Here is a 12,341-nt window from a genome sequence, read left to right as displayed (position 1 = left end):
CAGAGGAGGGAAGCAAGAATGCTGAATATAATTTGGCTCAGTATGATATTTATTTCCGTAATCGTTGGTGTAATTGAGGGACGAATCGATGAAGTAGCTCGAGCTGTTACTGATTCTGCTAAATTAGGTTTTGAAATAGCTCTTGGTTTAGCAGGTATTATGTCCTTATGGTTAGGTATTATGTCTATTGCTACCGAATCAGGTCTGGTTACTTTATTGGGAAAGTTACTTCGACCAATTTTAAAATGGCTGTTTCCTGATATCCCTCCAGAGCATCCTGCTATGGGAGCAATGACGATGAATATTGCTGCTAATATGCTAGGGTTAGCTAATGCTGCAACCCCATTCGGACTTCAGGCAATGAAGGAGCTCCAAACTCTGAATGAGCATGCAAAAATTGCGACAAATTCTATGTGTACTTTTTTGGCAATTAATACGTCAAGTGTGCAACTTATTCCAGCGACCGCTGTTGCGTATTTAGCAGCAAATGGGAGTACTAATCCTAGTGGCGTGATTGTTAGCTCTTTGATCGCAACAATAATTTCTACACTTGTGGCGATTGTTTCGGTAAAACAGTTAGCTAAATTACCCGTGTTTCGTGTTAAGAGGACAAATAGTTTATGAATGGATTTGCGAATCAATTATCTAATTGGATGCTTTTGGCATTTGTGGTGGGTATTCCTTTATATGCTGCAGCAGTTAAGAAAATTAATGTATTTGATGCGTTTATTATTGGTGCGAAACAAGGCTTTGATACGATTTTAAATATAGTCCCATATCTTATTGCAATGATAGTTGCCATTGGAATGCTGCGAGCCTCCGGTTTTTTTAGCTTAATAGCGAAGTTGCTTGCCCCGCTTCTTGAGATGATTGGCATGCCACCCGAAGTATTACCTTTAGCTTTAATCCGCCCTTTTTCAGGAAGCGCTTCGACTGGATTAATGGCGGAATTAATTCATCAATACGGTGGAGATTCGTTAATCGCCAAAATCGCCGCAACAATGATGGGAAGCACAGAGACGACTTTTTATGTCGTTGCGGTGTACTTTGGTTCTATCGGTATTCGTCGAACACGCCATGCTATTCCTGCGGGCTTACTAGCCGACTTGGCAGGCATCATAGCAGCTGTAATGATCTGTCGCTACTTATTTGGGTGAAACTTATAAATTAGTGCAGCTCATGCAGATGGTTAACCAGGAATAATTTGCTCAACTCTGATTAATAATCTTATTTCACATCAATTTTTTAGAAAATCGTGCTTTATCTCTGCGGTTTCAGGACGTTGATCTTTTAACTTGATTTTTTTATAACTCTCTTTAAAAGCAGACATTGTGGGATCATTATTCTTTTCTAGACTCGCAACGTACTCCTTTCCATTCAAAAATGCCATATGTGTTCCATCATATTCTTTCATTGCATTGTTAATTTTATCGCATAATTTGTCGATATCTAAATTAGGGTATTCACCATAATTTGGGTCAAAAAATGAATACTTTTCACCTGTTTTCTTAATCACCATCGAATGTCCTTGAAAACTGAATAAACCTTTGCTGAAAACACTAAATTTGATATTAATTCCATTCTCAAGAGACTTTAATTTATCCTCCAATACAGCTCTATTCGCCGTAGCGTCATTTTGCTGTACTTTCTCGGTGTGTGAAAAAATATCATGAGGATAGATGTTGAATAAATAAGCTTTACATTTTTCAAAAAAAGAGCTGACATACAGTATATGACTCTGCTTTACTCGCGGCGTATTTAATAACGGTAACTCGATTTGTTTTTTTAAATGATTTTCGGATGGTTTTCCCAACATAATTGCATCGCCATGTTGAAACCAATTCAAGTTGTCTTTTTGATACTGGTCATTACGACTGTTGTTAACAATTGGACGACCGAGTAGATCTTGCATAATTACATAATTGCAAATTAATTCACAGAGCCCATTAAATTTGAGTCTAAATTTGCTTAATGTTTCAAATTTGTTTGGGTTTTCAGCAACTTCATTGCAAATATTAGCCTGACAAAAAGAAATCAAATTATTTTCCCTATTTATCATGATCATTTGCTTTGGGTTAATAAGTTTATGAGGAGAAAAATTTTTATATTTTGAATAATAAGCTCATTTTTTTTAATTTCTTTGACAGGTTTGTCGTTTTTAGGTTTATTGGTGGTTTCAGGCAGGTACGACATCAAAAACGCTCACTTGGATATTTTCTATGTATTATATTTAATCAAATTTAAGGGTTAATATTCCAATAAATTATATTCATTTATGATATTAATAAATTTGATAATCTATTTATCTACGCATGCGAACTGAAACTTTTTAGGGGGCATTTCTATGGTTTATTTGATGTGCGATCTATATTTTAAGGGGTTATTAATCGGCCTTTAAATGATGTTTTTTCATAAAGCACCGATTGCGGAAATAAACTCGTCTCTATTGCAGATATTTGCTTTCATATGCAATCAGAGTATAAGTTTTTTAACGGGATGGCCGAATTAATTCATCAATATGGAGCAATTGCAACAACGATGATGGGAAATTCAGAGACGACGTTTTATGATAACGCGTTCTATTTTAGGTCCATAGGTATTCACGTACACGACATGGTATTCCTGTAGGTTTAGTGGGTATTATGCCTGTGTTTTGCGCTGTTGTTATTAGTAATAATTAAAGCATCACGTTGGACTTTTGAGCCCAACGCATATATGACTATTTTCGATTAGAGTCCGCTTTTAATTTCCCCTTATAGAGGATTGCACCTCATCAACATTATCCAACACTTGCACTGTGGGTATTTCCATATTTCTCCTGTTACTATTACTTAGTTGGCCTATAAATGAATTTCTATTTTCTGATATTCTTTGTTCAGAGACGGGTGTTACCTCTTTGACCATTTCAGTAATTTCATCTTTTGTTTTGGGAGCAAATTTATTACTTCGATTTAGAGATTGATTGCAAGAATCGAAAAATCGATTCTTTAGCTCTTCGTCTTTACAAGTAGCTATAAATTTTATTACGGAGTTATGTGCTTTTTCACTTAACACAACTACTTTCTCAGGATTTTCCTTAAGTTTCAATTCAAAATCAATAATGAGCTTCTCAGGCGATTTGTGATACTCAATGGTGATGGTATTTTCATCAATTTTGGATTTTATTTTTTTATTAAGGCGTTCGGCCAGTTTTGTATTAGAATAGTTTTCCTGATTTTCACTTGCATCACCTACGGGAACTGTAATTTCATCGGTACTGGTAAGTTTTTGTTTAAATAAATTTGCAACCAATTTAAAAGGTTTAGCGATTGCGCTTCCAATTATTTCTATTCCTTTTTGGATTGCTGCCAATGGAGCCAGGATCAACAATATCGGGGCTGCTAATAGAGTAAACCCTACTTTTAATCCTGTAGAGTTACGTTCATAAACTAAGTTAATATTATGTATTAGATCATTAAATTTGTCCTTTGGATTTACTAAAGTGCTAAGGATGATTCCAGGTAATTTAGCGATACCAACCAGCGCTGCTAGTGCTAGGCCCGCGTTTTGTTTTGTTTTTGATGCTTGGGGATCCATGTAGATTCCCATCGCATATCCCATCGCCCTATCTAATGGTTTTCCATTTATAAGGGATGTCAAGAAATTGCTGTGTTTGTTTTCACTGATGGTGGCTCTGGCTAATTGGACATTTTCCAATACTTGTTGGGGAGTTCCAAAAAAACCTAGTGCGCGCTCGTTCATTATAGAGTGAAGTAAAGGATCATGGGCTGCACCAGCTGCTAACACTTCTATAGAGGTCAGTGAGCAATTATTTGTCTGTAAATCAAATCCTTTTGCTTCTGGTGAGGCTAGTTCTCTCATTTTTTGCAGCATTGCCAAAGGATTTAATCCTCTTTTGCCATTGACAGCTAATGGCAGTTTCACATCGTGACTAGGGGGTAACCCGATAACCAAGTAAGCAGAAGCATTTTTGCTGTAGAACTCTGTAAACTCCTTAACCTTTATCATCTCCTGTTCTGCTTTGTGTCGCTCTACACTGACGTTGCTTTCCTTTTCTTTTAACAATTGGATTTCTGTTTCTATATGAATTCGTTGTTGTTCAAGTGCTTCTTTAATCTCCGCCATTGATTCTTTAGTGATGACTTGACAAGCGGTGTCAAGTTGAGATTTCCATTGTTTAACACAGGCATTAAGAGACGATTCCAGCTCGCTGGATAATAGCACACCGTTTTCCTTATGCTCGCTTAATTGTTCTTGAAGGCTGACTAATTTTGCAAGTTCAGGAGAGGTTTCTGATTGAGATATTGTTTTTCTTGCCTTTTCTACATCTTCTTTTTCAATTCCTTCTTCCCATAGAACATTCTCCAAACCTTCTTCGTCATTTTGATATTGTTCAAGAAGCTTATCATATTTGTTAATTAAATCAGTTGCTTGCTCATTTTTCTTGTTTAATTGTTTGGATAGATCGTTCTTTAATGTTTCAATATGTTCTATTAAGTTTTCAATGGATTTTGGAGATATAATGCCATTGATGAGTTGTAATTTATTTTCTAAAAAGGGCAGGTTAGATACCAGTTCACCTATTTCAGCGGAATAGGGGATTGTTTCTGCTTTATTTATTGCAAATAGCTCAAGTAATCTATCTATATTTTTTAATTGTTTTGCTCCCTTATCTTTATCAACAAGTATGTTATTGTATTGGTAGTCAAGGTCATAAAATACATCCTCAATCTTGGTTCTTATCCCGATTTCATCTATCTCATTTTGCAATTCCTGTAACTGTTGTTGGAGTTCGCTTTTTCGTTCAAATAGACGAGCTGTAAGATATTCTTTGAGTTTTTCTACGTTCTTTGTGTCTACTTCTCGATCTTTAGTTTCATTAAGAAGTTGTTCAATATTCATTCCCAAATTTTTAAACATTAGCTCCATAGAGGGAGTTACTTTCGGACCAGTCATTTCTTCAATTTTAGAGTTCAAAAGGGCAACCAATTTTATCCTTTCTTCGATTTGGTGGATTTGATGGTTTCTCGTGATCTTCTCTAATTCACTTGAGGGTATATCCCTTTGATGAATAATTGAAGAGGGGGCATAATCCATGAGCCGATGTCCAAGTTTTCCTTTATGTATTCTCTGTTCTGGTTGCAAAATGGCTTTCCATTTTTCATCATACTCGAAATGTTTGCCCTCACGCTCCCAAACATAATCCTCCTCTGTTGTTTGTATTCTTCCTGGCCACCAACTCCAATCAATATCAAAATAAGTTTGTTCATAAGCCTTATCATGGGTGGCTACCAGCTTACCAGAAGAGTCATAGCGTGCAGCTCGTGTTGTTTGAGTTTTTAAAGAAACCGGAATTACTTGTCCTCCGTCTTTAAGGTATTCTTCATAAGTACTTTCCTCTCCCTTTATCTTTTTAAATTGCTCATATGTTTGTTTATAGCAATATTTTTCAATCCATTCTTTGGTTGTTGCAGTTACAGGTAACTTCATATTAACCGAAGCATGTCCTACATCTCCTCCAAAAAGTTTTTGATCGGCAAATGTTATCATTCCATTGCTTGGTCGAGATTGAGTGCCCCATGTTTGTATCGTGATACCATACAGGGAGTCTTGAGGTAATTGGATTTCATCTTTTGAAATGGACATATTTATGCTCACAAAAACAGTTCAGTGCCTACACATTAATTATAATGAATTAATATTAAGCAACTATTAAGTAATGTTATGAACGGTTTTAAATGAACAATATGGGTTTTAATAAGAGAAAACTATGAACATGGTGATGCCAAAAAGCGAGTTTATCCGGAATTGTTTTAGACAAGTTTTAGTTTCGGAGAGTTCACTGGATTATTTTATTGCAATATTCTAAATGTTATTGGATATATGATTTTCAGGTGAACTGTCTATTAATCGACCTTTATCGCTGATATTTCTACACTGAATAACATATAGTTGTTGATCGGCAATAATCCACTCAATATCCTGCGCTTTGCCAAATAAAGTTTCCAATTGACGACCTAATTGATATAAATCTTGGTATTGTTTTTTATCTAATATGTTTTTTTCACCTTGCTCATAGAAGGTTTGACCCTGTGCATTGATATGTAAGGATGCTAGAGCTCCATTGCCTGCTGTTACTCCCTCAACGCCATTATTTGCAACTTCAATACACATTAAGTCCGGAGTTTCACTTTCAGTAAATAAGACACCACCCGCTTGTCCTTGGATGTAGGGTTGTATAATCAGATGTAAGTTTAATTCATTTTCTCCACTGTATTTCTTGATTAGCCCCCCTCTCTTTATCATGTTTTCCCATGAGGCACAGATGGCGGAAATAAAGTCGTCCATATTGCGGATATTTGCTTGTGAATAAAATATCCCTGCGTAACTGTAACAGCTTGAGTCTTCTACGTTTGTTGACGAGCGTACAATAATTGGGGTATGTGCTGCTACGAGATCATATAATTGTTTTAGTTCATCATGGCACTCTTGCCATGATGAATGTTCGCTTGCAGATGCAATCAGATCATAAATTTTTTTAATCGTATTGTGTTTTAAAATGATACTTTCGGGAATATTAAATCGATTATAACTTAGTAGCGCTAATCGTTGCGCTTTATTGCCTATGGCAGCATTATCTTTCTGTTTTTCAAGAAAGTCCCAATCAAGGACCTTATTTTTCAAAACATGTACCTGATTCCCTGAGTGAATAATTAATTTGTCTTTATCTTTAAGTGCAGATATTGGAAATTTTGCAATCATGGCTATATTTTTTTCTCGTGCGATGATCGCACTGTGGCTTAGGTAACTTCCTTTTTTTAAGATAATTCCTTTGATGTGCTGACAAGAAATTATTTGTTCTGGTAATAGGTTATCTGCAATTAAGATACTAGATGGTCCCAGTGTTTCAAGGTTGAGCCCCTCTTTAAAAACTACCGCAGTACCGGCGCAGATAGGTTGTTTTCCTGCAACTCGAATTGCCAAAGATGGAGATTCAAAATTCGATATTTGTTCGGCTGTGTTTAAAGGCAGCTGCTCAATGTCATGTAATGAAAATGCACTGGGAAATTGATACTCATTCTGCAGCTTCCATGTTGTATATCGGTCTTTCAATAATTTAATGAGCGCACTTCGGCTCTTCGGTAGTGAGCGAAGCTCATTTACTGTTAAATAGGATAGGCTTAAAGGTAACTGTAATTGTTGGGTGAGCTTCTCCAGAAGTAAGTTTATGAGTTGCCATTCTTTTAACTGAAATTGTCGCACATGAGTGCGCACGTATTCTGCGTTTAAAAATGAATCACGAAGACTTGAGTTTGATTTTTGCTTTAAACTAATTTTAAAGTTTGATTGATCAGATAGCTCGTAGAAAGAGGTGTTTGTTATTGATAGCGGTACTTCAACAGAGGAGTGAAGTAATTCGGATATATTTGAAGAGGTCTTGGTAGCTGCAATCTGCAGTTGACGAAATGCATCTTGGTGCAAAAGGCTGCTGTAGAATTGCCACATGGTACTTTGTTTGTATAAAGTTGTAAGTGCGTGTTGGAGAACTCGTTGCAATTTCCTTACTGATAAAGGTTGATGCACGAACTCAGTAAGTTTCATTATTCTGAGCTGAGTTTTAGGAGCTATCAGCATATAGTAATCTTGAAGAATGCTTTCTGTCGCCAGGCGAAATTGTAACTGCACTACTTTGTTACGCATCCACGCAAGTAATTTATTGCTGGAAAAAATCGCTTGTTCAAGTGCATCATCAATATAAATTTGATTGCAAAATACAATAAACTGCTCTTGAGTTATTTCTTTCTTTTTAATCAATAAACCAAGCTTATGTAAGGCCTTAAGACACCCGCCTTCTTCACTCCAACGTTGTTTGAGGATACTAAGCAGCAGGGGGGTCGGATTTGCAAATGTTTCTTGTAATGATAATGATGTAAACCTTTGATCTTGAATAACCCCGGGAAGCATTTGATAATGTTTTAATAAAATATGGCGATTAAAAACTCTACTGCCATGATGATTATGATGTAATTTAATCAAAGTAATGCGATGCTCCTGATTCAGGGTAAACTCTATATCTTGTTGAAATAATAGTAATAAACTTCGAGTCATACCGGATAGTTTTGCGAGCTTTTCTTTTTCTAAATCATATTTTTTTTGAAACGATGCACTGTGGTTGGACTTACTGCTGTTAATAATCAAGCCAGTGAATAAGCCTATGTCGATTGATTGATTTTCAATGGTAAGCTGAATTGTACCTAAAGAGCGTTCACTATTGGTATTTATTTGGATAAAAGAGTTTCCTCCAGGATGACAATCAAAATGACATTGTTTCAGCAAACTGAATGCCTGTGCGTCCGAATTTTTTAACTGACAAATATACGCATACAGTAATAAATCAACAATAATAGGGACCAATAGAAAAATACTAATAATGAATATGCTGGATATAGGAAGCGGAATTAAATAAAGCACGTATAGGCAGGTACAGGGAATGAGGATCACTTTCCATGACATTTGTCGTATTGTGAGTTTGCTTTGAGTAGGAGCAAAAACAGCATTTAATTGGTACCGTAAAAAATCGAGCCGGCTTTTCTTAGGATACATAAAATATATTCCCAAGACCAAGACAAAAAGTGTATAAATTGGAATAAGATAAGCTGCATTCATAGGCAAATTGGGATCGACTTTATAGAGATAGACATCAAAGGGGATAACCAGTTGCATACTGAATGCGATAGTAGGCACCGTCATAATAAGGCTTATCAGTACATTAGCCCATTGATACCATGCCGAAGTTTGAGCAAATAGGCTTCTTAGTAATTCTTTACGACGGATGAAAATCATCGTAGTAAATAAAATGCCTAATACCGTTAAAAAGCCTACGGTTGGAAATGATTGTATTTGATTATTCGAAGTAAAATAAGAAGTTACGCTCTTGAATTTGTTATTTAACTGCTTAGCAAGCTCATCGTGAGATTGTTTATAACTCATGATGGGGATTTTCTGTTGGGAAATAATTTGTTGGTATCTGAGCAGTGTTTGATTGTCCTCTTGAAATTCAAGCAACGTAAATGACGCTTTTTGTAATAAATACTGTGCATATGCCCATGGGACATTAATAACAACAGAAGCCGTACTTTGTTCTCCTAACTTCATAAACTGATATAGTCCATCAGGAAAATAAAAAAGTCTTTTTTCATTATGTGTTTGCTCTAGCAGATTTCGGTCAGCATTTAACCAACTTAAAGTTGCTGATTTGAAGCCACTATCACAATAAAGAATGATTTTTTTATCCGTATTCTTCTTTAAATAATCGTTAAGACCTGTACCTGAAGGAAAATTAAGGGAACCTGCTATATGAATTTTGTCATATTCACTACTATCACGTAAATCAATAAAGACAAATTGAGAATTTGTCTCTTTCCAATGCTTTATCATTTGGACCGTTACAGGAGTATTTTGAATTCCTATTGAGGAAAGGTGTGAAACACTCAGAGCGAATAGCGATAGTATAAGAATGAAAATAATCCAAGGCTGATAGAGACGCCACCACATATATAATTTTGTTTTTATCCAAATGTATTTAAAAAAAATACTTATAAGGCCAATGACTATTAGTCCGGAATAAACAAGACTTCCTCCAAGAAAAGCTAAAGTTTCTGGGGGAGGGATGGCATACACAGGATTTGCGTAAGTTAATAAAAGCCACAAGACAATAAAGGGCCTAAATAAGACCAATCTTAATGATAAATGCTTAGGTATCAGTTGTGTTGAAAGGGAATTAGGGAGTAGGAACTTCATTTCATTCTATATACAGATTCGTAGGCTTTAGAATTAGTATAATCCCAAAAATACAAATATGCGAAGCTCCGTTTTTTATGTGAAGTTACAAATTAACCGACTTTAGCTTTCTTTTTTTGTTGGGTATTTTTTTTCTCTTTATCTGCATAATTTGGATTTTCAAGTAATTTAAATTGGGCAAATATTTTTTGAACTTTTGCCTTAAATACAGCCATTTCTCGCACAGGAACAGGAGATGATGTTGGTAAGTAGGTTGTAGTTGGGTTTCTTGGTTGATTATGGACATGCAACTCATAATGACAATGTGGTCCTGTAGCAAGACCTGTTTGACCTACGTAGCCAATGACTTGTCCTCGTTTTATTCTACTGCCTTTGGATAGACCTTTTTCAAAGCGAAGCATGTGTCCATAAAGCGTGCTGTATGTTTTATCATGTTTAATTTCAATCATGTTACCATAGCCGTTATGTCTGCCAATGTTTGTAATGACTCCATCACCCACGGATTGAATAGGAGTGCCGATCGGGGCTGCCAAATCCACACCTTTGTGCGCTCTTCTATAGTGCAATATTGGATGTTGTCTTGAAGCAGAGAAGGTTGAACTGATATGGCTAAACTTAATGGGGTAACGTGAAAAGGCCTTTTTAAAGCTTTCTCCTTTTGGAGTATAATAATCACGGTTGCCATTTCTGCTAATATGGCGTACTGCCTGTGCGGTTTTTCCTTGATTGGTATAGCTTACGGCAACAATATCGCCAATACCTACCATTTTGTCTTCTACGTAAAAACTGTCATAAGCAATTGAAAATCGATCCCCACTACGAACCGAACGTGAGAAATCAATTTCCTTACGTAAAATGGTAGTCATTTGTTGAACCAATTTTCTTGGTATCCCTAAGTGTTGGGCTGTAGTATAGAGAGAACCTTTGACTACTCCTGTAATATATCGTTCTTTAGTAGTTACCTTTTTAGAATCAACTTTAGTTTTATAAACGCCTCCATCCCTATAAACGGTTAGTGTTTGTATGTTATTCATAGGAATGATTAACTTTTCTAATTTATGTTTATTAATTAAAAATTTTAATTCTTGTTTAGGATTTATTGCTGTGAGCGCCTTAGCATGAGGGTTCTTCTGTAGCACCAGCTGTAAATTTTGAGCAGTGAGGCCTAGGCGTTTAAATATAATAGCCATAGAATCACCTGAGCGAGGCTTAATTGTTTGCCATTCATTGTCTTTAACAATTTGTTTAGCAGGTTTTATTGCATTAACGACATTTTCAACCACTGCCTTAGCTTTATCTTCAATTATTTCCAGTTTACTTTCTTTATTGACTGGTGCTTCTTCCTCAGCAATAGGGCTTTCTTCATTCAGATCATCTTCACCTTGATCTTGATAGTCATCATATTCTTCTTGTTCTTCTTGGTTGGGTAATGAAATGGGATGAATAGTAGATTCGTTATATGAGTCATGTGAAAATTTTTTTACAAGAAAATAAGGCAGCAAAAAGGCAATAATTAAGGCAAAACCCATTAATACCTTAGACGGCTTGGATTTCTTATTTGTATTTGTTCTTCGTTTTTCGATGTATAAATAAGGTTTCTTATCCATTGTTTGCCTATACATTGTCATTCGAAAGCATGCTATTGTCTTCACAGAGACAATTTCGACTGACAAATTATCTTAAATCACCTTTTTAGGTATGGCAGGAAATTGCCAACCGGGCTAAGATACTCGGTGTGAGAAGATAGGTCAATCATTTAAAAGGTTTTGATGCGATGATAGTTGAAGATTCAGTGTGTTCTGAACTAATAAGAGGGTGTGAGGAAGTACTTCCGGAGCATGAATTAGAGAAAAAATTACAAAAAGGGACAAGCTTAAAAATTAAAGCGGGTTTTGATCCCACTGCACCTGATTTGCATTTGGGACATACTGTATTACTTAATAAGCTAAGACAATTCCAACAGTTTGGCCATGAAATCATTTTTTTAATTGGTGATTTCACTGCAATGATTGGTGATCCCACGGGAAAAAATGTAACTCGCTTACCTCTTAGTCAAGAAACAGTATTAGAAAATGCCAAAACATATCAAGAGCAAGTATTTAAAATTTTAGATCCGCTCAAAACAAGAGTGGCATTTAACTCACAATGGCTTGCCCCATTTAGTGCAGTGGATTTAATTCGTTTGGCTGCGACGCACACGGTAGCACGTATGTTGGAGCGTGATGACTTTAATAAACGTTATACTTCTGGCCAACCAATAGCAATTCATGAGTTTTTATATCCATTATTACAAGGTTATGATTCTGTAGCACTTAAAGCAGACGTAGAGCTTGGTGGTTCTGATCAGAAGTTTAACTTATTAATGGGACGAGAATTACAAAAGCATTATGGCCTTGAACCCCAGGTAGTGATGATGACTCCATTGATAGAAGGACTCGATGGGGTCAAAAAAATGTCTAAGTCGCTAGATAATTACATAGGCATTAATGAACCTGCTGCAGAAATGTTTGGTAAAATAATGTCAATCTCTGATGAATTAA

At 35.9% G+C, this 12,341-nt stretch carries 7 protein-coding genes (1 of these 7 only partly in view); 3 read left to right on the top strand and 4 right to left on the bottom strand.

The window, feature by feature from the left end; genetic code table 11:
• The first annotated feature begins 18 nt into the window (after positions 1-18).
• On the top strand, positions 19-624 hold the full coding sequence (locus EL220_RS13525; protein ID WP_027272348.1) for a nucleoside recognition domain-containing protein: 606 nt from the start codon (positions 19-21) through the stop codon (positions 622-624).
• Positions 621-1,157: a spore maturation protein gene (locus EL220_RS13520; protein ID WP_027272349.1), complete on the top strand. Its 537-nt coding sequence runs from the start codon at positions 621-623 to the stop codon at positions 1,155-1,157. Before EL220_RS13525 ends, EL220_RS13520 begins: the two co-directional genes overlap by 4 nt.
• An 80-nt stretch (positions 1,158-1,237) precedes the next feature.
• Here the strand turns inward: EL220_RS13520 and EL220_RS13515 are convergent, their stop codons facing one another.
• The 4 genes from EL220_RS13515 to EL220_RS13495 all read right to left on the bottom strand — a co-directional run bounded on the left by EL220_RS13515 (position 1,238) and on the right by EL220_RS13495 (position 11,408).
• On the bottom strand, positions 1,238-2,059 hold the full coding sequence (locus EL220_RS13515) for a hypothetical protein (RefSeq protein WP_128130918.1): 822 nt from the start codon (positions 2,057-2,059) through the stop codon (positions 1,238-1,240).
• 683 nt (positions 2,060-2,742) lie between these two features.
• The gene (locus tag EL220_RS13505; protein ID WP_051544794.1) at positions 2,743-5,646 is read right to left on the bottom strand and encodes a hypothetical protein; all 2,904 of its coding nucleotides are present in this window, start codon (positions 5,644-5,646) and stop codon (positions 2,743-2,745) included.
• 219 nt (positions 5,647-5,865) lie between these two features.
• Positions 5,866-9,438: a rhodanese-like domain-containing protein gene (locus EL220_RS13500; RefSeq protein ID WP_232002468.1), complete on the bottom strand. Its 3,573-nt coding sequence runs from the start codon at positions 9,436-9,438 to the stop codon at positions 5,866-5,868.
• Positions 9,439-9,893: 455 nt separating this feature from the next.
• The gene (locus EL220_RS13495; RefSeq protein WP_027272352.1) at positions 9,894-11,408 is read right to left on the bottom strand and encodes a M23 family metallopeptidase; all 1,515 of its coding nucleotides are present in this window, start codon (positions 11,406-11,408) and stop codon (positions 9,894-9,896) included.
• 167 nt (positions 11,409-11,575) lie between these two features.
• Here EL220_RS13495 and tyrS point away from each other — a divergent pair, with 167 nt between their 5' ends.
• Positions 11,576-12,341: the 5' portion of a tyrosine--tRNA ligase gene (gene tyrS / locus EL220_RS13490; protein WP_027272353.1), read on the top strand. 431 nt of this gene lie beyond the right edge of the window; only the first 766 of its 1,197 coding nucleotides appear in the window; it begins with the start codon at positions 11,576-11,578; its stop codon lies beyond the right edge, outside the window.

Source organism: Legionella sainthelensi (genome assembly GCF_900637685.1).
Taxonomy (GTDB): Bacteria; Pseudomonadota; Gammaproteobacteria; order Legionellales; family Legionellaceae; genus Legionella; species Legionella sainthelensi.
Note: the sequence above shows the minus strand (reverse complement) of the source record. Positions and strands in the feature narration are given on the sequence as shown.